Origin of the sequence: Pseudomonas sp. R3-57, from assembly GCF_051132065.1 — a bacterium.
In the GTDB taxonomy this organism is placed as follows: Bacteria; Pseudomonadota; Gammaproteobacteria; order Pseudomonadales; family Pseudomonadaceae; genus Aquipseudomonas.
Genome location: NZ_CP071655.1, coordinates 5,817,748 through 5,838,968, shown reverse-complemented (window position 1 = coordinate 5,838,968; position 21,221 = coordinate 5,817,748). Strand labels below are relative to the sequence as shown.

Below are 21,221 nucleotides of genomic sequence, written 5' to 3'. Positions count from 1 at the left end.
AAGCCGCCCTTTGGGGCGGCTTTTTTGTGGGTGATTTCTCGGGATTCGTTGGACTTAACTTTCTTAATCGTGAAATGCGCTGATCATTTTTTCTTGCTCGCGTCTCGATAGCCCTAGAGTGTCCGCCATTGCCGACCATTGATTGATCGTTTCCTGGAAGTTTTCAATGATTTCCTTTGTGTCGCTGCGACTGACGCGAAAGTACTCCGCTACTTCCCTCGCCAGCTCCAAATCCAAAGCGTTGTCAGAATCCGTGATGTTCAGCTTCAACCCATCCGCATGCGCCACCGGATTCATGTCGTAGGCTGCCGACAATCGCCATCCCCGACCAGGATCGAGAATAAACCCATGGTTTCGCAGGTGGTCGTCAGTGTTGGAGACCAGGATGTTGAAGACGATTCGTGACCAGAGTTCACGGAGGTCGGTGTTGGGTTCCGAGCCGTGTTCCATGATGACTTCCGCTAGTTCAAGGTAACTGGCGCCCGTGGAAGCGTCGTCCCCGTCCACGCGGTTCGTCATGGTCATGGCTGATGCGAAGTGGTGTCGGCCACCGTGTTCGGTTCGGTCGAAACGCTTCACCAGGAAGCAGTGGTGATCGCTTGCGTAGCGTCGGGCCATGCCGGTGGCAACACGCAGGCCACAATTGACTGCCAAAGCGTTTACTACAAATTCCCAACCACCTACATCGTAGTCATCTCTCGTACTTGGGAATTTGGCGATCCACAGTTGGCCGAACTCGTCGACGACGCTGGCTTTCGGCCTGGCGCCGCCCAGCGAGCCGCCTGGTGCGATGAGCATTCTTAGCCATTCGCGGCCATCGAGGGCTGTGTTGTTCCTATCGTTTTCCAAGGCGAGACTTGCCTGCTCTAAGGCACGTAGCTCGACAAAGGGTGGGGCGGCGATGCCGTCGCGGTCGTCGAGGAAGTTGCCTTCGTCATTGAGTTTGTAGCGAAGGGCGCCGACACGGAACAGGTCGTGCACGCCAAGCAGGTAATCGGATTCAAACAACTTGCTGTTGCCGGGAAGCAAGCCTTCGCGAATGTCCCGCTCCAGACGGCGCTTCATGAGCATTTGGCCCCAACGATCAGGGCTCGAGTCTGCAAAGACGCCAAAGCGGCTCTGATGTTCTCCGGGGAATTGGCGGCCTTCGAAGGGGCCGATGCGCGGGTCCAGGGTTATGAAACTCAACTCGGGATCGGCCAGCGCCTTAGGGTCGTATTCAAATTCGAACACGTTGGTGTTGCGTGTTTTCCTTGCATGTAGAAATCCGAGACGTCTGGCGCCTTTCAAGGACTTCCAGTCTGCATAAACAGCAATCAGCGTCATTCTTCACCTGTTGGGGGGCCGGCCTTTTTCTTCTTGTTAAAGAGGCTGGAGAGTGAGTGTGTGTTGAGTGGGAAGTCAGCCGGAATTTTCGTGGTTGTGGCGGCATCGGTAACGTTTGAAGTCCCGAGGTGTTCGGATGCGCCCTTTTTTATCGCACTGGCTGCTCGTACTCGTTGGGGGTTTTTGGCTGCGGATCGTGTTGCAGGCATTAACTGCGCATCCTGCAACTGGCGTCCCATCTCGTCGGCTGCAGCGAGTCTGTTCAGATCCTTCTCCAATCCCAACACTTGCATGACCGAAAGGTAGGCGCCGATGGTTACTCCTGATCCTCCCGTCTCCACATTGCGCAACGTTGTCAGCGACATGCCAGATCGTTCAGCGACTTGCTTGGCCGTCAATCTGCGGCGCAGGCGAGCCAGCTTCAGGCGTTCGCCAAAGTCGACCAGAGTTCGAGCAGTGGAGGGCAAAAGCGGCGCTGTTTTCTTAGCCATGTGGCAGTATTCCCTCTTTTTTTAACCTTAACTGCCAGAATAGTAGCACTTTAGTGGAAGGATGCTCGATTGGGTAGATCTGAAGTGTCCAAGTTTTTAAATGGCATTATTCCAATTGTATCCACGCAATACAGCCAGAATACTGCCACTTATACGGAGTGTGATTTCCAATCAGTCTTTGTTTTCACGATGCTTTTCGAGGGCTGACTTATGCGAAGGAAGCGGCTTGTCGGCATCGGTGCGGTGGGTGTCAAAGCCCTCGATATGAGGGCTGGCCAAGTAATTCGAGCGGCGGACCTTGTCGTAGCAGGCTTGTTTTTGCTCAAACGACAACGCGGTCTTGTCGTCTGTTTTCGGTGCAGAGGGCGGACTGGGAGTGGGGCGCTCACTGCGTAAGATCTCGTCCATTTCCCGCACGCTTTCCATCAGCTCGTCAAAGAATTTGCTCATGATTACTCCGGAGGTTGATTGCCCTGGTTACCGCTCTCGAGGGATGGTGAGAGCGGTTTAATCACTCAAGCTCCGGTCGGTGCTTTCCAGTTGAGCATCCGCTGTTGCGCGACCTGCATCAGGTCACAGCCGTCCTGCGTCAACAGATAAAGCGCGTGGGTGATGTGTGGGATGTCTTCGACGTCGGCTTGTTTGAAGTTGAGGCAGTACAGGGTGCGGAGCAGGTCGCTGGAAGCGCGCAGACGCTGGACGGCACATTCGAGGATGTCTTGCGGGTCGGCGGCGGTGTCGATGAGCAGCGGCTTGGTGGCGGTGAGGCTGGATTCGAGTGGGTGGTAGCGATCGGTGAGAAACTGTTTAAACGTTTTCAATTGATGGATCCTCAAATGCTTCAAATGAAGCCACCACATCGTGACCAAGCGACAGGAGGCAACTGTGTTCGGGTTGGTCAACCGGTGAGGATCGTGCACATACCCGGCACACCCGAAGGTGTCCCAAACACAGTCACCATAAACTGCAGGCAATTGAGTGCCCGCAGCATACAGCGCATGCGTATACACGATCCAATCGGGTGACCAAGCCCGAGCCGCTGATTTGGCAGCGACAGCCACGACTATAAGTTCGCATCCCCCAACCCCGATAGAAGACAAAGAGTCTGCCTGCGTAGGACCGGTATGAAGATCTCATCGGACGTTGCTATCAACGGCTGTTCACTTTTCAACGCAGATGTTTATACGCCGCCAACTCCAGCACGCTGGTCGTCAATCCCGTTGCCGGCGCGTAGATCGAACCCTTCACCGCCGAGAACGGCACCCCTTTGCTGCCTAGCGACACATAACGTTCGCCTTGATCCAGTTCGGTGAAGTAGGTGTAGGAAACCTTGTGCATCAGTTTGTAGCGCGCTTCGTCGCTGGCGATGGCGCCGGTGAGGCGCAGCAGGTCGGCTTCGCTGAGGTTCAGGGGTTTGTTCAGTTGCACGCCCCAGCGTTTGAGGCAGGTTTCGGCGAAGTGGCGGACGACGCGGCCCGGTTCGATGAAAGTTTTCAGATCGCTGCTGCCGGTCGGTACGCCGCCGGCGGCGGTGGCGTTGCCGGCCATGGTCGCGTGGCGGCCGGCCATGGGGTAGACGCTGGTTTTGGTGCCGACCGCGGTCTGTGGGATGACGCAACTGAAGCCTTTGGAGCGCTCATCGCGGGCATAGAACGCGACGTACTCTTTGACGTTGGCACCGAGCTTGACGCGCTGGTCCTGGAAGTTGCCAATGCCCGGCACCGGATCAAGAGCGAAGATATTCACCGGAATATGGTTCAGCTGTGGATCATTCAACATTGCGTTGGCCAACATATGGCAGCTGATTCCGCCGCGACTCCAGCCCACCAGATTGACTTGGGTGGGGATTACACCGTCCTTGCGGAACGTCTTGATAATTTGCTCTTGTAATGTTTGCTGGGTCACGCTGCGATCGCCGTAGTTATATTTACGCCAGAACCATGAACCTTCAATTTTTACATCTTCGATAGGAATGCCGGCGGCTTTCAGACGGTTGTATCCTTCTTCTGTAAGTTGTTCGCGCTGCCAGTTGCATTTGCCCTTGATGATATTCACGGCGTGCTGCACGTTCTCTTCCCAGCCTTTGCCAAACAGCGTACCGGTGAGTCCGTATTCCTTGGTTTTGGTAAACAGATCGTCGGCTTGCAGGTTGCCACTGCCCGGCCCGTCGACGACGATCCATTCGGCGAACTCGCGGCCCGCATGGTTGGCGGCCAGTGTCGAAACCAGTTCGCCGTCCCAGAAATTTTCATGGGTGACATCAAACTTGTTGGAGCCGGTACCGCAAAAGAAAATTGTTAAAACAGTCATTGTGTTGCCCTTGGTTAGTTGTAAGAGCAAACAAGTTAGTGCTTGTTGTGTGGATAAATAAAGCGTTCTGTTGTTTCTGCGTTTGTAGTGTTGGTTAGTTGTAAGTTGTTTGTGGCGAGTTATGTTTGGCGACTTCCAGCAAGTCGCAGCCATCCTGTACCAGCAAATAAAGCGCGTTGACGATATTGGGAATATCTTTCACGTCTGCCTGTTTAAAACATAGGCAATAGAGTGTTTCCAGCAAATCTCCGGCGGCGCGCAAGCGCTGATCGGCGGCATCTATAAGGTCGCGCGGGCTGGCATGGCTGTCGATAAGCAGGACGGGGTTTTCGCTGTAGCGGGTCTTGAGCGGGCGGTAGCGGTTGATCATGGTCAGGCGTGTCCTGTGCTGAGGCGTTCGGGCGGGCTGGCGGTGTGTTCAGGCCGCGCCGGTCACTATAGAAGGGCGTTTTGCGGTGAGACAAGACAGCCGCAATGGACAGCTTTCGTAGGGACTTTTTCGTCAATTGAGCGATCTTTCCTACGCGTTTTCGAGATTTGTTTTGGTCAAGAGTCCACCGGTGAATATTCCTACCTGTAGGGCAGACGATTCGTGATCGACCTTCATAGCGTTTGCCTCGGATTTAGTAGGAAGTTTCCAGGCGTCTGACACTTGCTTGAACGGAATCGGCTCTTTTTAATCGCGTTTCGCGTGCGCTTGCGTTGAGCATTTCCCCACGCGGTATCATTCCTAATCGATTTGACCCCCGACCTTTTCTCGACTCGCTGCAATCGCCCGCTAGGCTGTTGGCATGGCAGCAGTCAACGGAGTGACAGCGAATGCACAACACCCTGGAACAGGTTTTTGGTTTTTCACAGTTTCGCCCCGGGCAGGAAACCGCGATCAGTGCGGTGCTGGCCGGGCGCTCGGCGGCGGCGATTTTTCCCACCGGTTCCGGCAAGTCGATTTGTTATCAACTGCCGGCCCTGTTGTTGCCGCATCTGACGCTGGTGGTGTCGCCGCTGTTGGCGCTCATGCAGGATCAACTGGCCTTTCTGCATCGCCATGGCATCTCGGCCGGCAGCATCGATTCGGCGCAAAATCGTGATGACGCCAGTGCGGTGATGGCCCGCGCCCGTTCGGGTGAATTGAAGATTCTGATGGTCTCGGTGGAACGCTTGAAGAACGAGCGTTTTCGCAATTTTCTGCAGCAGGTACCCATCTCGTTATTGGTCGTGGACGAAGCGCACTGTATTTCCGAGTGGGGCCACAATTTCCGGCCCGACTATCTGAAGCTGCCGGACTACCAACGCCAATTCAGCATCCCGCAAGCCCTGCTGCTGACCGCTACGGCAACGCCGAATGTCATTGCCGACATGCAGGCCAAATTCAATATCGAAGAAGAAGATGTGGTAACCACCGGCTTCTACCGGCCCAACCTCAATCTGCTGGTCGAACCGGTGCGCGGTGAGGACAAGCGCCGGCGTCTGGTCGAGTGGATGAGCGCGCGAGCGGGCCAGCCATGCATCGTCTACGTGACCTTGCAGAAAACCGCCGCACACGTCGCCGAGCACCTTGAACGCAATGGCATTCACGCCGAGGCGTATCACGCCGGTCTGCCTCACGACCAACGCGAAGCGATCCAGAAACGCTTCATGGCCGGGCAGTCCAATTGCATCGTTGCGACTATCGCGTTCGGCATGGGCATCGACAAGAGCGACATTCGCAACGTGGTGCATTTCGACCTGCCCAAATCCATCGAAAACTACAGTCAGGAAATCGGCCGCGCCGGTCGTGACGGGCAGCCATCCGATTGCCTGGTATTGGCCAATCGCGACAGCCTCAACGTGCTGGAAAACTTTGTCTACGGCGACACCCCGGAGCGTGCAGGCATTCGTTACGTGCTGGATGAAATCAAGGCCTCGGCAGTGCAGGGGCAGTGGGAGTTCATGCTTGGCCCGCTGGCGGACCAGAGCAATATCCGCTCGTTGCCGTTGAAGACTTTGCTGGTTCAGTTGGAACTGCGCGGCTTGATAGCGCCGCGCTATGCCTATTACGTCGAATACCGATTCAAATACCTGCTGGAGCCGGAGGTTCTGCTTGAGCGTTTTGACGGCGAACGCCGGGACTTCGTTGCCGCACTGATCCAGACCTCAACCCGTGCACGTTCGTGGGCCACGGTGAATTTCGATGCAATGTACGCGCAGTATTCTGCCGAGCGCAGTCGGGTGGTGAAGGCGCTGGATTACTTCCAGGAAAAAGGCTGGATCGAGCTGGAAAGCAAGCAGATGACTGAGGTCTACAGCCTGCTGCACAGCGATTTCGATAGCGAAGACTTAAGCACCGAGTTACACGACTATTTCACACGCCATGAGCAGGCTGAAATCACCCGTATTCACGCCATGCTTGCGATGTTCGCCAGCGAACGCTGCCTGGGTTATCGCCTGGCCGAATATTTCGGCGACCACAATGCTCCGCAACAGTGTGGACATTGTTCGGTGTGTCACGGCCAGGTTGCACGGCTGCCACCAGCGCCGGAACTGCCAGCGCTTGTGAATGAAAACTTTGCGCAGCTATGCAGTGAGTTTATCCACAAGCACGAGCAGCACACCGGAGCGATGCCATCGGCCGAGCGGCTGACGCGATTTTTGTGCGGGATCAGCGTGCCGCTGTTCACCAAACTCAAGGCGCGATCGATACCCGGGTACGCAGCGCTGGAGGAATATCCCTTCGCCGAAGTGCGCAGTTGGGCCGCTGACCATCTATCTGGCTGACCGGAGTTTTGTGGGAGCGAGCCGCTCGCGAAAGCAGCGGGTCAGGCACCTTGATTTCAATCCTCTGGCCCCTTCGCGAGCAGGCTCGCTCCTACAAAAAGCGCGCCTCTATCCATCCGCTGAATACCAACCATCACGGTAATAAACTTCAAAAAACCTCATTGGCTGACTATGGTGATTCCAGTCTTTGGATCGCCAACAAGAGAACAACATGAGCCAGACATTCGATATTCAGCGAGCCGCGGTGATCGGTGCGGGGACCATGGGCCGCGGCATTGTCATGTGCCTGGCCAATGCCGGCGTGGCGGTGCAATGGGTGGACAACAATCCACAGATGCTCGAACAGGCGCTCTCCTCTGTCGCCGAGACCTACGCGCACAACGTGCGCCAGGGACGGATCGATCAGGCCGAGGCTGACGCGCGTATCGCCCGGGTCAGTGCCGCCGCCGATTACGCGGCGATACGCAATGTCGACCTGGTAATCGAAGCGGTGTACGAAAATCTTGAGCTCAAGCAAAAGATTTTTCGCGAACTGGATGGCCTGCTCAAGCCTGAAGCGCTGCTGGCCAGCAACACGTCGGCGCTGGATATCGATGCGATCGCTGCGGCCACCCGCCGTCCGGAGCAAGTGCTGGGCCTGCATTTCTTCAGCCCGGCGCACATCATGAAGCTGTTGGAGATCGTCCGCGGTGCGCAGACCTCGCCGGCAGCCTTGGAGGCGGCGCTGGCGCTGGGCATGCGCATGGGCAAGGTCAGCGTGGTATCGGGCAATTGCCATGGCTTCATCGGCAATCGCATGTTGCATCCGTATGTGCTCGAAGCACGGAAGATGCTGCTCGAAGGCGCCTACCCGCATCAGGTTGATGCAGCGCTGCAGAGTTTCGGTTTCGCCATGGGGCCGTTCCGCATGTACGACGTGGTTGGTATTGATCTGGAATGGCGTGCCCGCGAACTGGCCGGCAAGGGCCAGGATGCGCCAGAGGTACAGGTGGACAACCGTCTGTGCGAGCTGGGCCGCTTCGGGCAGAAATCCGGCAACGGTTATTACCATTACGAACCCGGCAGCCGGCAGGCTGAGCGTGACCCCGAAGTCGACGCACTGGTGTTGCAGGTCAGTGAAGGGCTGGGTTTCCAGCGCCGCGAGATCGGCCCCGAAGAAATTCTCGAGCGTTGCCTGCTGGCGCTGGTCAACGAGGGCGCGAAGATCCTTCAGGAAGGCGTTGCCGAGTCGGCCCATGACATCGATCTGGTGTACCTGAACGGCTACGGCTTCCCGGCCGACAAGGGTGGGCCGATGGCCTGAGCGGATGAGCAAGGCCGGCGGATATTCATCAGCGTCTGCTGGCGCTGGAGACGCGCCAGGGTGATCAATGGAAACCGGCGCGGTTGATTGGTGAATTGGCGGCGCAGGGGAAGGGGTTTGCTGATCGTTGAAATATTGCGGCTGTGCTGACGTCTTCGCGAGCAGGCTCGCTCCCACATCACGATCCAATGTGGGAGCGAGCCTGCTCGCGAAGGCCGTCGCACGGTTTTGACTTAGACTCGCCAAAACACTTTCAGGAATCGCGGATCAATGTCCAACCCGACCCCCCAACGCTCCGACTACCCGCACTTCCAGCCCATCACCACGCGCTGGCACGACAACGACGCCTACGGTCACGTCAACAACGTCACCTATTACAGCTTCTTCGACACGGCCGTGAACACGTATCTGATCCAGGTCGGCGGGCTGGATATCCATGACGGTGAAGTGGTCGGTTTTGTGGTCAGTTCAGCGTGCGATTATTTCGCCTCGATCGCCTTCCCGGATCTGATCGAAATCGGCTTGCGCGTGGGCAAGCTGGGCAACAGTTCGGTGCAGTATGAATTGGCCGTGTTCAAGGTCGGTGAGGCAGAGGCCTGCGCGGCCGGGCGCTTCGTTCATGTTTTCGTGGACCGGGCGAGCAATCAGCCGGTGCCGATTCCGCCCGGGTTGCGCGCCGCGCTGCAACGTTTGGCCGTTTGAATCAGGCAAAAAAAATCGCAGCCCTCGGGCTGCGATTTTTGTTCAAGCCTGCGCCTTAGCGGTGGCGATAGTGCTTGTGATGCTTGCGGTGGCCGTAAGCGTGGCCACGGCCTGGGTGACCACGATCGCGATAGTAACGGCGATCATCGCGACGATCGTAGTGACGATCATCGTCATCGCTCTTGTTGCCCATGTAGTTGCCCAGCGCGCCGCCTGCACCGCCACCTGCTGCGGAGCCGATCAGGCTGCCGGTGGTGCCGCCCAGACTGCGACCTACGACGTTACCGCCGGCCGCGCCCAATGCGCCGCCAATAGCGGCTTCGCCACGGCTGCGCTTGTCGGCGCCGACCGCGCTACCACCCGCGCCGCCCAAGGCTGCGCCGATGGTGGAACCTGTATTGCCGCCTAGGGATTGACCGACGACCGAGCCAAGAACCCCGCCCAATGCGCCGCCCACACCTGCTTCGGTGGTGCCGCCGGCAGAAGCGAAGCCACTGACCAGGCCAAGGGACAACAAGAGAATCGAGGAGAACTTCATAGAGGATGAGCCTCAAAGGGATGACGGCGCCGATCCTGAGGCTCTGCAATGGGCGTGACAATCAAAATCCGACGAATAACACGACTTGTATACAATATTGCAAGTTACTGTTTTTTCACCGGAACTTAACCGATTTTCGCCGGTCTTTAGCTACTTCGGACAGGCCGTTTTTATGCAAAAACGGCCTTTTTTGTGGGCGTTCGAAAAGTGTCAGCCCGGCAGGTAAATTGGCTGTTCCATCGCTTTCGCGAGCAGGCTCGCTCCCACAGCGGATAGCATTCCAATGTGGGAGCGAGCCTGCTCGCGAAGGGGCCATTACAAGCGCCGATTAAGTCGATCAAGCCGATTTGGCCATGATCAACCCGCTCTCACTTGCCGCTTCCAGCCGGATCGCAATGAATTTCGATGTCGGCGTGTGGCTGCCATCCCCGGTGCTTTCCAGCGGCACCAGCGGATTGACTTCCGGATAGTACGCCGCCGCTTGGCCGGCAGGAATATCGAACGCCAATAATGTAAAACCTTTCACCCGGCGCTCGCGGCCATCGTCCCACAACGACACGATGTCGGCCTTCTGCCCCGGACGGAAGCCCAGGCGAATGATGTCGGCTTCGTTGGCGAACAACACGTCGCGCTGGCCTTTGACGCCGCGATAACGATCGTCGAGTCCGTAAATCGTGGTGTTGTACTGATCATGGGAACGCATCGATTGCAGGATCAGGTCCGGCAGTTGCCCGGTAGCACGGGTGCGTTCGTGCACCAGATCCTTGGGCAGCAGGTTCGGACGGAAATTGGCCCGGCCCGACGGCGTGTTCCACTTGCGCGCACCAGCGCTGTTGCCAAGGTAGAAGCCACCCGGGTTTTTCACCTTCTCGTTGAAGTCTTTGAAGTTCGGAATGGTGTCGGCAATCAGTTCGCGAATGCGTGCGTAGTCGGCGACCAGCCAGTTCCAGTCCACCGGCTTGCTGCCCAATGTCGCGGCGGCGATGCCGGTGATGATCGACGGCTCCGAGCGCATCTGGTTCGACAGCGGCTGCAACTGGCCGTTGGAGGCGTGAACCATGCTGAACGAGTCTTCCACCGTAACCGCTTGCGGGCCTTCGCTCTGGATATCGATGTCGGTACGGCCCAGGCACGGCAGGATCAGCGCGTCTTTGCCGTGAGCCAAGTGGCTGCGGTTGAGCTTGGTGCTGATCTGCACGGTCAGGTCGCAATTGCGCAGCGCCTGGAAGGTGCGTGGGCTGTCCGGCGTGGCTTGGGCGAAGTTGCCGCCCAGACCGATGAATACCTTGGCGCGACCTTCGGCCATCGCGTGGATCGCCTCGACCACGTTGTGCCCATTGTGGCGCGGCACCTTGAACTGGAAGCGGCGCTCCAGCGAATCGAGGAACGCCACCGGCGGACGCTCGTTGATGCCCATGGTGCGGTCGCCTTGCACGTTACTGTGGCCGCGCACCGGGCACAGACCGGCGCCCGGCTTGCCGATGTTGCCGCGCAGCAGCATCAGGTTGGCGATTTCCTGGATGGTCGGCACCGAATGGCGATGCTGGGTGATGCCCATCGCCCAGCACATGATCACGTTCTTGCCTTTGGCGTACATGCGCGCGGCTTGTTCGATTTCGACCAGCGTCAGGCCCGATTGCTCGACGATCTGCTCCCACGATGTGTCATCGACCACGCCGAGATATTCCAGCACGTTGGCGCTGTGGGCATTGAGGAAGTCGTGATCGAACACCGCCGGCTCGCCGGTCTTCTGCGCATCGCGTTCCCATTGCAGCAGAAACTTGGCCATGCCGCGCAGCACGGCCATGTCGCCGCCCAGCGCCGGGCGGAAATACGCGGTGTTGGTTGGCTTGTCGCCGTTGGTGAGCATTTCGATCGGGTGCTGCGGGTGCTGGAAACGTTCCAGACCGCGTTCCTTCAACGGGTTGATGCACACCACCTGCGCGCCACGCTTCACCGCTTCACGCAATGGCTCAAGCATCCGCGGATGGTTGGTGCCAGGGTTCTGGCCCCAGACGAAAATCGCATCGGCGTGTTCGAAATCGTCGAACGTCACCGTGCCTTTGCCGACGCCGACACTTTGCGCCAGTGCCACACCGCTGGCCTCGTGGCACATGTTCGAGCAGTCAGGGAAATTGTTGGTGCCGTAAGCGCGCACGAACAGCTGATACAGATACGCCGCTTCGTTGCTGGCACGCCCGGAGGTGTAGAACTCGGCCTGATCCGGGCTCGGCAGATTGCGCAAATGCTTGCCGATCAGGGCAAACGCGTCTTCCCAACTGATCGGCTTGTAGCGATCGGTTTCAGCGTCGTAGACCATCGGCTCGGTCAGGCGGCCCTGATATTCCAGCCAGTAGTCGCTCTGCTCCAGCAACGCAGTGACGCTGTGTTTGGCGAAGAACTTCGCATCCACGCGACGCTTGGTCGCTTCCCAGTTCACCGCTTTGGCGCCGTTTTCGCAGAACTTTACCATGCCGCTTTCCGGCGAATCACCCCAGGCGCACCCAGGGCAGTCGAAGCCGCCGTTCTGGTTGGTCTTGAGCATCATGCGCAGGTTCTTCAGCGCGTTGTCGCTGGTCAACCAGGCCTGCGCCACACTGATCAGGGCGCCCCAGCCGCCGGCGGCACCTTTGTAAGGCTTATAGCGCGGGACAGGTTTCTGGTCGGCTTGATGATGTTGGCTCACGCTTGATTCTCCATCGCGGGGCTGTACACCCGCGGCGCACTTTTCTGCGGCAGGTGGATGAGATTGAGGTTGTGGCGCCGTGCCCATTGCACGGCAAGGCCGGTCGGTGCCGACAGACTGACAAGCGTCTGGATTCCGGCACGCAGGACTTTCTGGATCAGTTCGAGACTGCAACGGCTGGTGACAATCGCCAGGCCGCCCTCGGTGGAAATCTTCTGGCGAATCAGTCCGCCGATCAGCTTGTCGAGGGCGTTGTGCCGGCCAATGTCTTCGCGGCCGAGCAGCAACTCGCCGTTGCCATTCATGAACACCGCGGCATGCACTGCGCCGCAATGCTGTCCCAACGGCTGAAACGCACCGATGCGCTGGCGCAGGCCGTCGAGCCAGGCGATCGGCGGCAGCGGCGCGCCGGGCAAGACCTTGAGGTCCGGCAGCGCCTGCTCCACCGCTTCCACACCGCACAAACCGCAACCACTGGTGCCGGCCAATTGCCGACGTTGTTGCTTGAGGTTCCAGAAGGCGCGATTGGCGATGATCACCTGCGCGTATTGCGCCGAACCCGAGCCGGTCAGTTGCAGGTCGTAGATATCGCTGGCGTCGGCAATGATGCCGCTGCCGAGGCTGAAGCCGACGATAAAGTCTTCCAGATCCGTCGGCGTCACCAGCATCACCGCCTGACTGATGCCGTTGTAGGCGATTGCCAACGCGACTTCCTCGGCCAGCGCGGTGCTGGCCGATTCCTCGCGGGGCAAATCGCTGTAGCTGTACGTCTGGCTGGCGGCGGGCGCGGGCGTTTCGAGGGCTGGCGCCGCGCAGGCTGGGCGCTTGGCGTTCATGGCATCACCGACGGTTTGATCTAGGTCAAGACTAGGCGCGGCAAGATGTCGCGTCTAATCGCTATTACCGATCTACCGATAGATGCCGTCGATCAAGCCTGTTTTGGCGATTTTTGATACAGCGCGAAACAGGCTTCCGCCAGCGCCGACCGCGGTGCGCCTCGGCGCATGATCAGGCCCAGCGGCGCCAGCGTGCGGGCATTTTCGATCGGTTGCAGGCGCAGATGATCGGCCAGGGTTTCCGCACCGCCATCGAGCGGCATGATTGCGCAGCAAAAGCCGCCCTGTACGGCCTGTAACAATTGATGCACGGCGTCGGTTTGCAGCAGTGGGTGTGGGGTCAGGCCGCGGCTGTGGAAGTTGTGGTCGATGGACTGGCGAAAATGCATGCCGCTGGTGAGCATGCACAGCGGCAGTTCGATCAGCGCTTCCCAGCTCAGCGGCTCTTCGCCGAAGGTGAACGAGCGCTGATCGTAAAGCAGGCCCATGCGCGTTTCGTCGAAGGCCAGGGAATCAAAACGCTCGCTGTCCAGACGCTCCAGATAGGACACGCCGATGTCGATGCGATTGTTGGCCAGATGTTCGAGCACCTGCTCGGAACTCAGCGACGACAGTTCGAAGCGCAACTCCGGGTGTGCCGCATGCAGGCGTTGCATCAACGGCAGAGGATCGAAACTCGACAGCGGCACCACGCCCAGGCGCAACGTACCGATCAGATTGCCGCGACACGCCGCTGCTTCCGCCTGCAAACCGTCATAAGCCGCCAGCACCGTGCGCGCCCACGCCAGCACGCGTTCGCCCGGCGCGGTGAAACCTTCGAAGCGTTGGCCACGATTGACCAGCGGCAGGTCGAGCTCTTCTTCGAGGCTGCGCAGGCGCATCGACAAGGTCGGCTGGGTAATGTGGCAACGCGCAGCGGCCTGGCCGAAGTGACGGGTTTCGTCGAGGGCGATGAGGAATTTCAGTTGCTTGATGTCCATCTTCGCTCCGGGAAAGGTTGGCGGGGTGGGCGATTCTACCGCGTGCGTGCGCACAGGGTCATTGGTCGGACTGGAACCGGGTTCGTCCGGGGTGGTCTAGGCTTGGGCGTCTGGAACCCAAATCAAGGAGTGTGCGCTATGAGTCTTTTGAGCTTTGTGAAGGAAGCCGGTGAAAAGCTGTTGGATCTGCTGACCCCCGGCAATGCCAATGCCAGCGAGCAGTTGAAGGAACACATCAGCAAGGTCGGGCTGGGCAATCCCAACGTACAGGCGACCGTGGACGGCGACAAGGTGACGGTGACCGGTGAAGTCGCGAGCCAGGAAGAGAAAGAGAAAATTCTTCTGGCGGTGGGCAACATTCAAGGGGTGGGTAGCGTCGATGACCAGATCACCGTGACCGGGCCGGTGGTGGTCGCTGCCGAGTTTGTCGAGGTCAAAGCAGGTGACACGCTGAGCGCGATTTCGCTGCGAGTCTATGGCAACGCTAATCAGTACCAGAAGATTTTCGACGCCAACAAGCCGATGCTCAAGGATGTGGACAAGATCTATCCGGGGCAGAAGCTGCGCATTCCGAAATAATCTCCAGCCCCAATCGCCAGCAGGCTGGCTCCCACAAGAAACCGCATTTCAATGTGGGAGCCAGCCTGCTGGCGATTGGGCTAGCCCGGTTTCAAAGCCCGGCAATCAAATCCCGATAATCCTCGACCGCAGCAAACTCGGCGGTGTCCTTCGGACCCTTGCGGCTGTCCGGCTCTTTCACCGCGAGCAGATACGCCACGCCAAAATCCCGCGCACTGCGCAGAATCGGCAAGGTGTCGTCGATGAACAGGCTGCGCGCCGGATCGAAACCGATATCCGCCTGCAAGGCATCCCAGAACTGCGGATTCTCCTTCGGGTACCCATAGTCGTGTGAGCTGATCAGCCGTTCGAAGTACGGTGCCAGTTCGATCCGCTCCAGTTTCAGCGATAGCGAGTCGCGGTGCGCATTGGTGATCATGATCACCCGTTTGCCGGCGCGTTTGATCGCCTCGAGAAAGGTGTCGGCATCCGGGCGCAAGGCGATCAGATGTGCGGTTTCCTGTTTCAGTTCGCGCACCGACAGTTTCAGCTCGGCACTCCAGAAGTCCAGGCAATACCACTGCAACTGGCCGGCATGGCGCTCGAACAGCGGCTGCAATTCCATCTCGGCCATGGCCCGGCTGATCCCGTGCAGTTCGGCGTAACGCTGGGGCAGGTGTTCGAGCCAGAAGTGATTGTCGAAGTGCAGATCCAGCAACGTGCCGTCCATGTCGAGCAGAACGGTATCGATGTCGGACCACGGTAATGAAGGCATGGCAACGTCTCGAGCGGTAGAAGGATATCCGAGGTAAACAATCGGGAAAGCCGCGTTATAGTAGCGCGTTCACGCCAAGGAGCTTTGCATGCGCCAGAAACCCACCGTACTTGCCCGCGAGATCGTCGCCACCAGTCGTCTGTTCGCGGTCGAAGAACTCAAGCTGCGCTTTTCCAACGGCGTGGAGCGCACGTATGAGCGGCTGGTCGGCAAGGGCGCGGGTTACGGCGCGGTGATGATCGTGGCGATGCTCGATGCCGAACATGCGGTGCTGGTCGAAGAGTATTGCGGCGGCACCGATGCCTACGAATTGTCCTTGCCCAAAGGCCTGATCGAGCCGGGCGAGGATGTACTGGCAGCGGCCGAGCGCGAGCTCAAGGAAGAGGCCGGTTTCGGCGCGCGCCAATTGGAACATCTGACCGAGCTGTCGCTGTCGCCCGGGTACATGAGCCAGAAGATCCAGGTGGTGCTGGCCACCGATCTTTACGAAGAGCGCCTGGAGGGCGACGAGCCTGAGCCGATGCGCGTCGACAAGGTCAACCTGCGCAAATTGTCGGCGCTGGCGCTCAATCCGCAATTTTCCGAAGGCCGCGCGCTGGCGGCGCTGTATCTGACGCGTGATCTTTTGACCCAGCGCGGTTCTTTCAATCTTGAGTGAGATGTCGATGAATTACCCCCACCCATTGATGGCACCTGTTGTTGCCCTGGCATTACAGGCCGGCGAGGCGATTCTGCCGTTCTGGCGCGCGGGCGTAGAAGTCACAGCCAAGTCCGATGATTCGCCGGTGACCGCCGCCGACATGGCCGCGCATCACGTTATCGTGGCCGGGCTGACAGCGCTGGCCCCGAGCATTCCGGTGTTGTCCGAAGAAGACGCCAATATCCCGCAAAACGTACGTGCTGGCTGGCAGCGCTGGTGGTTGGTGGACCCGCTGGACGGCACCAAGGAATTCATCAGTGGCAGCGAAGAATTTACCGTCAACATTGCCCTGATCGAAAACGGCCGGGTGGTGTTTGGCGTGGTGTCGATGCCGACCAATGGTCGCTACTACGTCGGCGGCACCGGGCTGGGGGCGTGGCGTTGCGACAAGCACGGTACGCCGTTGGCGATTCACGTGCGTGAGACGCTGCAACCAGGCGAAGCCTTTACGGTGGTAGCCAGCCGCCGACACTCGAGCCCCGAGCAGGAGCGTTTGCTGGCTGGGCTGAGTGCCAGTCTGGGCGAATTGCAGTTGGCCAACATTGGCAGTTCGCTGAAGTTCTGTTTGTTGGCGGAAGGCGCAGCGGATTGTTATCCGCGGCTGGCGCCGACTTCGCAGTGGGACACGGCGGCGGCACAGGGCGTGCTGGAGGGCGCGGGGGGCGAAGTGCTGGATCTGCGCGGTGAAGCGTTTTGTTATCCGCCGCGGGAATCGCTGTTGAATGAGTTTTTTCTGGCGTTGCCGGCGAAGGCTTCGTGGCGCGAGAGATTGTTGGAGTTGGCCCGGGGTTGAGGTTTTGATCCGGATTGCCCTCACCCCAGCCCTCTCCCCCAGGAGATGGAGCCGACCGAGGTGTCTGGCGCGATGCATCGACCTGTAGATTCGAGTCGATTGTGGATTCGGCAATGTCGTTTCAGGTAGATGTGAATCAGCAGCATCCCCCAATCAGTCCCCTCTCCCTCCGGGAGAGGGCCAGGGTGAGGGGCCGTTGACCTTCAACGGTGCAAAACGTACTGCCCGGTAAATATCACGGCGTGTTCATCACTGCCCTGATTGACGATCCGCGTATCAAGCGTCAACCGCGCCCGTCCATAACGTCGATACATCGCCAGAAACTTCTTCCACACCGCCACGTCAGCCGCCGGGCAAATTGCCGTCGCGTCACCGGTCACCGGCAGTGGATAACTGATCTGCCCCTCCTGAATCACGATATGGCCGTCGGTAATCCCCTCTTCCTTCAGGCGCAAATGCAGCCAGCCCCAACCGGCCAGCACCGCGCCGCAATAGAGGCTGCCGCCAAACATCGTGCTCTTGTGATTGACGTTGGGCGCGAGCGGCAAGTGCAGGCTCAGTTGCTGGTCATGCCATTCAATAACCGTCAGGCCCATCTCGGCGGTCAGCGGGATGTCGTGATGCAGCACCGATTGCAGATACTCAGTGTTATCGCTCATTCGTTTTCGTCCCCCTGGCTGCTGTCGCCGAAGTTGAGGCCATGCTTGCGCAATTTGTCGTGCAGGGTCTTGCGCGGAATGCCCAGGGCTTCGGCGAGGCTGCGCACCGAACTGTGCGAGCGTGCCAGTTCTGCGGCGATCAGGGTTTTTTCGAAGTTTTCCACTTGCTCGCTAAGCCCGCCGCTGACGACTTCGACCGGTGCGCCGGCGCTGCCTTCGGCGCCGTTGTCCAGCGCCAGCTCCAGACCGAGGGCAAAGCGTTCGGCGGCGTTTTGCAGTTCGCGCACATTGCCCGGCCAGGTGTGACGCAGCAGTAACGCGCGTTGCGCCGGTTGCAGTTCGTGGGGTGGCAGACCGTGGCGGGCGCTGGCTTCATCGGCGTAGTGCTGGAACAGCAGCAGCGCATCTTCGCCGCGTTCGCGCAGCGGCGGGATGCGCAGCGGCGCAACGTTCAGCCGGTAATACAAGTCGGCGCGGAAGCGGCCCTGATCGGCCGCCTGGCGCAGGTCTTCCTTGGTCGCGGCGATGACGCGGATGTCCAGCGGGATCAGTTGATTGCCACCGAGTCGCTCGACGACGCGCTCCTGCAACATGCGCAGCAATTTGACCTGCACGTCCAGGCTCATGCTCTCGATTTCATCGAGAAACAGCGTGCCGCCATTGGCGAATTCGAACTTGCCGATCCGGCGTTTTTGCGCGCCGGTGAATGCGCCGGGTTCGTGGCCGAATAGTTCGCTTTCCACCACCGATTCGGCCAGTGCGCCGGCATTGATCGCCACGAACGGGCCGTTGCGGCGGCTGGACAAGTCATGCAGGGCGCGTGCGACCACTTCTTTGCCAGCGCCGGTTTCGCCAAGAATCAGTACGTCAGCCTTGGTCGCCGCCAGCGCGCCGATCTGCTCGCGCAGACGCAACATCGGCGTCGAATGCCCGACCAGCCGCGCGCTCAGCTCATTGCGATCGCTGAGGGCCAGACGCAGGCTGCGGTTATCCAGCACCAGACGACGCAAGGCGAGGGCACGGCGCACGCTGTCGAGCAGCGCGTCGCTGGCGAAAGGCTTTTCGAGAAAATCATAAGCGCCGGCGCGCATCGCCTGCACGGCCAGCGGTACGTCGCCGTGGCCGGTGATCAGCAATACCGGCAGCTCCGGATCTTGAGCGTGCAATTCGCTCAACAGTTCGAGGCCGTCCATGCCCGGCATGCGAATATCGCTGACCACCACGCCCGGCCAGTCACGCTCCAGTTGCGCGGCCAGACCTTTGGCTTCAGACAAGGGCAGGATTTTCAGGCCGGCCAGATCCAGCGTCTGGCCGAGGGCCTGACGCAGGTGCGGATCGTCGTCGATCAACACCACCTGAATGCGATTGTCGATGGTCATGCACTTCGGTCCTCGGAGGGTTGCAGGCTGACCCCGGGCGCGCCGGCGCGCAGCCGCAGGGTAATCAGGGCGCCACCTTGCTTGTGGTTGGCGAACGACAGTTCACCGCCGAAGGCGCGCATCAGCGTTTCACAAATGGCCAGGCCCAGACCCAGACCCTGGGTGCGGGTCTTGGTGGTGTAGAAGGGCTCGCTGGCGCGGCCGAGGGCTTCCATGCAGAACCCCGGGCCGTTGTCACGGATGTACAGATTGACGCCGTCGGCAGTGGATTCGGCACTCAGCCACAGTTTGCGCGGCGGACCCTTTTCAGTGAGGGCATCAAGGGCATTGGCGAGCAGATTGCCCAAGACTTGGCGCAGACGCGTTTCACCCGCCTCGACCCACAGCGTGGCAGCGGGCAGATCGCGGATCAGTTCGACTTCCATGCTGCGTCGACGCTTGGCCAGCAGGGCGAGCGCATCGTCGAGCGCCGGTTGCAGGGCGACGCTTTCCGGGGCGTGGCGGTCGCGCCGGGCGAAGGCGCGCAGGTGGGCGATGATCGAAGCCATGCGCCCGGTCAGTTCGCTGATCAGTTTGAGATTGCCGCGCGCGTCGTCGGTGCGTTGATGATCGAGCAGTACCTCGGCGTTTTCCGCATAACTGCGGATCGCCGCCAGCGGCTGATTGAGTTCGTGGCTGATGCTCGCCGACATCGTCCCCAGCGCCGACAATTTACCGGCCTGAACCAGATCATCCTGGGCACGAACCAATTCCTGCTGCGCGGTTTCGCGTTCAAGCACTTCCTGCTTCAGCCGTCGGTTGAGGCCTTCGAGATCGCTGGTGCGCTCGGCAACCCGGCCTTCCAGCTCACGCCGTGCCTTGGCCTCGAAGGCGATGCGCTCCAGATAGTGGCGACGGCGCTGCATCATCAAACCCACCAGCAGCATCACCACCAGCAGCGTCGCCCCGCCAATGGCGACGACGGTGCGCACCGGGCGGTCGATCAGCGTGCGCGGGGCGAGGATGCTGACGCTCCAGCCGGTTTCGGCGATGTCGTGAGTCTGGATCAGCCACGCGTCGGCGCTGAGGTTCAGCGGTCGCGGCTCACGCGTCGGGTACGGCTGGATCGCGGTGATAGCCGAGCGTTCGCTGTCGCTCAGATTGCGCGTCGAGCGGAATCGCCATTCCGGCCGCGAGGTGAGAATGACCACACCGTTGTGGTCGGTGACCAACAGTTGCTCGGGAGTTTTGCCCCACAGGCTTTCGGTGTGGTCGAGGTCGACTTTGATCACCAGCACGCCGATGACTTTTTCGCCGTTGCGCACGGCGGCGGCGAAGAAATAACCGCGCTTGGCAGACGTCGTGCCGAGGCCGAAAAAACGCCCGAGGCGTCCGGCCATGGCTTCGCTGAAGTACGGGCGGAAGGAAAAATTGCGGCCGACGAAGCTGTCATGCTTGTCCCAGTTCGACGCCGCCAGCGTCTGGCCGCTGGTGTCCATCAGGTACATCACTTCAGCGCCGGTCTGGACGGCAATGTTCTTCAGCAGGCGATTGGCATTGCCTTGGGTGACACCGTCATCCGGCGCGCCGAGGACGGCCCGCAGCGCCGGCAAGTCGCCGAGAATCTGCGGCAACACCTCGTAGCGGTGCAGGGTGCCGAGCAGGTTGGCGACGTACAGATCGAGGGTCTGGCGGTTCTGCCCGGCCAGTTCGCTACGGTAGTAGCGCTCGGCGAGATGTTCCAGCGGCCACAACAGCGGCGCCAGACACAGCGCAAGCAGGGCAAGGCTGCGCCAGCGGGGTCTGCGGGGAAGATTCGGTTTCATGAGCCGGTTGCGCCTGAAGTAACAGGCGCATTATGCCCGGCCTCAAGCGAAGACGTCAGCGTCCTTGAGCAGCGCGGCGGCCTGGTCCTTGGCCGACAGTTTCGGCGCTTCGTCCAGTTGCCAGTCGATGCCCAGCGCCGGGTCGTCCCAGCGAATGCTGCGTTCGGACGATGGATCGTAGTAGTTGGTGGTCTTGTAAAGAAATTCGGCGAACTCGCTCAGCACCACAAAACCATGGGCAAAACCTTCCGGCACCCACAGCTGACGATGATTTTCCGCCGACAGACGCACCGCCACCGATTTGCCGAAGTGCGGCGAGCTGCGGCGGATATCCACGGCCACGTCCAGCACTTCGCCGACAGTCACGCGCACCAGTTTGCCCTGGGTGTTCTGCAATTGGTAATGCAGGCCACGCAGCACGCCTTTTTGCGAGCGCGAGTGGTTGTCCTGGACGAATTGCGTATCGAGGCCGGTCGCGTCCTGGAACGCCTTGGCGTTGAAACTCTCGTAGAAGAAACCGCGCTCGTCACCAAACACCTTGGGTTCGATGATCAGAACACCGGGCAGATCGGTGGTGATTACATTCATGAGGAATTCCGTTGTCAGGTGTGAATGGCCGTCATTCT

The 21,221-nt window shown here is 59.7% G+C and carries 20 protein-coding genes and 1 pseudogene; 6 read left to right on the top strand and 15 right to left on the bottom strand.

The window, feature by feature from the left end; all coding sequences use genetic code 11:
* Positions 1-63: 63 nt before the first annotated feature.
* The 6 genes from J3P93_RS26235 to J3P93_RS26210 all read right to left on the bottom strand — a co-directional run bounded on the left by J3P93_RS26235 (position 64) and on the right by J3P93_RS26210 (position 4,497).
* Positions 64-1,326 (bottom strand): type II toxin-antitoxin system HipA family toxin, encoded by a 1,263-nt coding sequence (locus J3P93_RS26235; protein ID WP_434593451.1) that lies wholly within the window; start codon positions 1,324-1,326, stop codon positions 64-66.
* Entirely contained in the window at positions 1,323-1,817 is a 495-nt protein-coding gene (locus J3P93_RS26230) for a helix-turn-helix domain-containing protein (RefSeq protein ID WP_434593448.1), read from the bottom strand. The genes J3P93_RS26235 and J3P93_RS26230 overlap by 4 nt, the downstream gene beginning before the upstream one ends.
* 171 nt (positions 1,818-1,988) lie before the next feature.
* Entirely contained in the window at positions 1,989-2,150 is a 162-nt protein-coding gene (locus tag J3P93_RS26225) for a YhfG family protein (protein ID WP_434598501.1), read from the bottom strand.
* A gap of 182 nt (positions 2,151-2,332) precedes the next feature.
* Positions 2,333-2,638 carry a hypothetical protein gene (locus J3P93_RS26220; RefSeq protein WP_434593445.1) on the bottom strand — a complete coding sequence of 102 codons (306 nt, stop codon included), beginning with the start codon at positions 2,636-2,638 and terminating at the stop codon, positions 2,333-2,335.
* Between the two features lie 346 nt (positions 2,639-2,984).
* Positions 2,985-4,127, bottom strand: coding sequence for a hypothetical protein (locus tag J3P93_RS26215; RefSeq protein WP_434593442.1), 1,143 nt, complete (start codon positions 4,125-4,127; stop codon positions 2,985-2,987).
* Positions 4,128-4,221: 94 nt separating this feature from the next.
* Entirely contained in the window at positions 4,222-4,497 is a 276-nt protein-coding gene (locus J3P93_RS26210; RefSeq protein WP_434593439.1) for a hypothetical protein, read from the bottom strand.
* A 449-nt stretch (positions 4,498-4,946) separates the two neighbouring features.
* Here J3P93_RS26210 and J3P93_RS26205 point away from each other — a divergent pair, with 449 nt between their 5' ends.
* The 3 genes and pseudogenes from J3P93_RS26205 (at position 4,947) to J3P93_RS26195 (ending at position 8,886) form a co-directional block, all read left to right on the top strand.
* Entirely contained in the window at positions 4,947-6,881 is a 1,935-nt protein-coding gene (locus tag J3P93_RS26205; RefSeq protein ID WP_434593436.1) for a RecQ family ATP-dependent DNA helicase, read from the top strand.
* Between the two features lie 211 nt (positions 6,882-7,092).
* Positions 7,093-8,315: pseudogene (locus J3P93_RS26200) on the top strand (3-hydroxyacyl-CoA dehydrogenase NAD-binding domain-containing protein).
* Between the two features lie 139 nt (positions 8,316-8,454).
* A complete protein-coding gene (locus J3P93_RS26195; RefSeq protein WP_434593433.1) occupies positions 8,455-8,886 on the top strand; it encodes an acyl-CoA thioesterase in 432 nt (143 codons plus the stop codon).
* A gap of 55 nt (positions 8,887-8,941) precedes the next feature.
* Here J3P93_RS26195 and J3P93_RS26190 read toward each other — a convergent pair whose 3' ends face one another.
* From J3P93_RS26190 to J3P93_RS26175, 4 genes are all read right to left on the bottom strand, one after another.
* Complete coding sequence (locus J3P93_RS26190; protein WP_434593430.1) at positions 8,942-9,424, bottom strand: glycine zipper domain-containing protein; 483 nt, start codon at positions 9,422-9,424, stop codon at positions 8,942-8,944.
* Between the two features lie 337 nt (positions 9,425-9,761).
* Complete coding sequence (locus J3P93_RS26185) at positions 9,762-12,110, bottom strand: FdhF/YdeP family oxidoreductase (protein ID WP_434593427.1); 2,349 nt, start codon at positions 12,108-12,110, stop codon at positions 9,762-9,764.
* Positions 12,107-12,946, bottom strand: a complete 840-nt coding sequence (gene fdhD, locus J3P93_RS26180) for a formate dehydrogenase accessory sulfurtransferase FdhD (protein WP_434593424.1) — start codon at positions 12,944-12,946, stop codon at positions 12,107-12,109. The genes J3P93_RS26185 and fdhD overlap by 4 nt, the downstream gene beginning before the upstream one ends.
* A 92-nt stretch (positions 12,947-13,038) precedes the next feature.
* Positions 13,039-13,926: a LysR family transcriptional regulator gene (locus tag J3P93_RS26175; protein ID WP_434593421.1), complete on the bottom strand. Its 888-nt coding sequence runs from the start codon at positions 13,924-13,926 to the stop codon at positions 13,039-13,041.
* Positions 13,927-14,064: 138 nt separating this feature from the next.
* Here J3P93_RS26175 and lysM point away from each other — a divergent pair, with 138 nt between their 5' ends.
* Positions 14,065-14,505: a peptidoglycan-binding protein LysM gene (gene lysM, locus J3P93_RS26170; RefSeq protein ID WP_434593419.1), complete on the top strand. Its 441-nt coding sequence runs from the start codon at positions 14,065-14,067 to the stop codon at positions 14,503-14,505.
* Between the two features lie 91 nt (positions 14,506-14,596).
* Here lysM and yrfG read toward each other — a convergent pair whose 3' ends face one another.
* On the bottom strand, positions 14,597-15,259 hold the full coding sequence (gene yrfG, locus J3P93_RS26165) for a GMP/IMP nucleotidase (protein WP_434593416.1): 663 nt from the start codon (positions 15,257-15,259) through the stop codon (positions 14,597-14,599).
* 88 nt (positions 15,260-15,347) lie between these two features.
* Between yrfG and nudE the strand changes: the two genes are divergently transcribed.
* A complete protein-coding gene (nudE, locus tag J3P93_RS26160; RefSeq protein WP_434593414.1) occupies positions 15,348-15,917 on the top strand; it encodes an ADP compounds hydrolase NudE in 570 nt (189 codons plus the stop codon).
* A gap of 7 nt (positions 15,918-15,924) precedes the next feature.
* Positions 15,925-16,752, top strand: a complete 828-nt coding sequence (gene cysQ / locus J3P93_RS26155) for a 3'(2'),5'-bisphosphate nucleotidase CysQ (protein ID WP_434593411.1) — start codon at positions 15,925-15,927, stop codon at positions 16,750-16,752.
* Between the two features lie 203 nt (positions 16,753-16,955).
* Here the strand turns inward: cysQ and J3P93_RS26150 are convergent, their stop codons facing one another.
* From J3P93_RS26150 to rfbC, 4 genes are read right to left on the bottom strand one after another with little or no spacing between them, the layout of a single operon-like run.
* Entirely contained in the window at positions 16,956-17,411 is a 456-nt protein-coding gene (locus tag J3P93_RS26150) for a YiiD C-terminal domain-containing protein (protein WP_434593408.1), read from the bottom strand.
* Positions 17,408-18,790 (bottom strand): sigma-54-dependent transcriptional regulator, encoded by a 1,383-nt coding sequence (locus J3P93_RS26145; RefSeq protein ID WP_203420335.1) that lies wholly within the window; start codon positions 18,788-18,790, stop codon positions 17,408-17,410. Before J3P93_RS26145 ends, J3P93_RS26150 begins: the two co-directional genes overlap by 4 nt.
* Positions 18,787-20,595 (bottom strand): sensor histidine kinase, encoded by a 1,809-nt coding sequence (locus tag J3P93_RS26140; RefSeq protein ID WP_434593405.1) that lies wholly within the window; start codon positions 20,593-20,595, stop codon positions 18,787-18,789. The genes J3P93_RS26145 and J3P93_RS26140 overlap by 4 nt, the downstream gene beginning before the upstream one ends.
* Before the next feature lie 42 nt (positions 20,596-20,637).
* The gene (rfbC, locus tag J3P93_RS26135) at positions 20,638-21,183 is read right to left on the bottom strand and encodes a dTDP-4-dehydrorhamnose 3,5-epimerase (protein ID WP_034151902.1); all 546 of its coding nucleotides are present in this window, start codon (positions 21,181-21,183) and stop codon (positions 20,638-20,640) included.
* Between the last annotated feature and the right edge of the window lie 38 nt (positions 21,184-21,221).

Excerpts from the sequence above, each read along its gene's own strand:
- J3P93_RS26235 (WP_434593451.1), bottom strand. The coding sequence starts at position 1,326 with ATGACGCTGATTGCTGTTTATGCAGACTGGAAGTCCTTGAAAGGCGCC.
- J3P93_RS26230 (WP_434593448.1), bottom strand. The coding sequence starts at position 1,817 with ATGGCTAAGAAAACAGCGCCGCTTTTGCCCTCCACTGCTCGAACTCTG.
- J3P93_RS26215 (WP_434593442.1), bottom strand. The coding sequence starts at position 4,127 with ATGACTGTTTTAACAATTTTCTTTTGCGGTACCGGCTCCAACAAGTTT.
- J3P93_RS26210 (WP_434593439.1), bottom strand. The coding sequence starts at position 4,497 with ATGATCAACCGCTACCGCCCGCTCAAGACCCGCTACAGCGAAAACCCC.
- J3P93_RS26205 (WP_434593436.1), top strand. The coding sequence starts at position 4,947 with ATGCACAACACCCTGGAACAGGTTTTTGGTTTTTCACAGTTTCGCCCC.
- J3P93_RS26195 (WP_434593433.1), top strand. The coding sequence starts at position 8,455 with ATGTCCAACCCGACCCCCCAACGCTCCGACTACCCGCACTTCCAGCCC.
- J3P93_RS26190 (WP_434593430.1), bottom strand. The coding sequence starts at position 9,424 with ATGAAGTTCTCCTCGATTCTCTTGTTGTCCCTTGGCCTGGTCAGTGGC.
- fdhD (WP_434593424.1), bottom strand. The coding sequence starts at position 12,946 with ATGAACGCCAAGCGCCCAGCCTGCGCGGCGCCAGCCCTCGAAACGCCC.
- J3P93_RS26175 (WP_434593421.1), bottom strand. The coding sequence starts at position 13,926 with ATGGACATCAAGCAACTGAAATTCCTCATCGCCCTCGACGAAACCCGT.
- lysM (WP_434593419.1), top strand. The coding sequence starts at position 14,065 with ATGAGTCTTTTGAGCTTTGTGAAGGAAGCCGGTGAAAAGCTGTTGGAT.
- yrfG (WP_434593416.1), bottom strand. The coding sequence starts at position 15,259 with ATGCCTTCATTACCGTGGTCCGACATCGATACCGTTCTGCTCGACATG.
- nudE (WP_434593414.1), top strand. The coding sequence starts at position 15,348 with ATGCGCCAGAAACCCACCGTACTTGCCCGCGAGATCGTCGCCACCAGT.
- cysQ (WP_434593411.1), top strand. The coding sequence starts at position 15,925 with ATGAATTACCCCCACCCATTGATGGCACCTGTTGTTGCCCTGGCATTA.
- J3P93_RS26150 (WP_434593408.1), bottom strand. The coding sequence starts at position 17,411 with ATGAGCGATAACACTGAGTATCTGCAATCGGTGCTGCATCACGACATC.
- J3P93_RS26145 (WP_203420335.1), bottom strand. The coding sequence starts at position 18,790 with ATGACCATCGACAATCGCATTCAGGTGGTGTTGATCGACGACGATCCG.
- J3P93_RS26140 (WP_434593405.1), bottom strand. The coding sequence starts at position 20,595 with ATGAAACCGAATCTTCCCCGCAGACCCCGCTGGCGCAGCCTTGCCCTG.
- rfbC (WP_034151902.1), bottom strand. The coding sequence starts at position 21,183 with ATGAATGTAATCACCACCGATCTGCCCGGTGTTCTGATCATCGAACCC.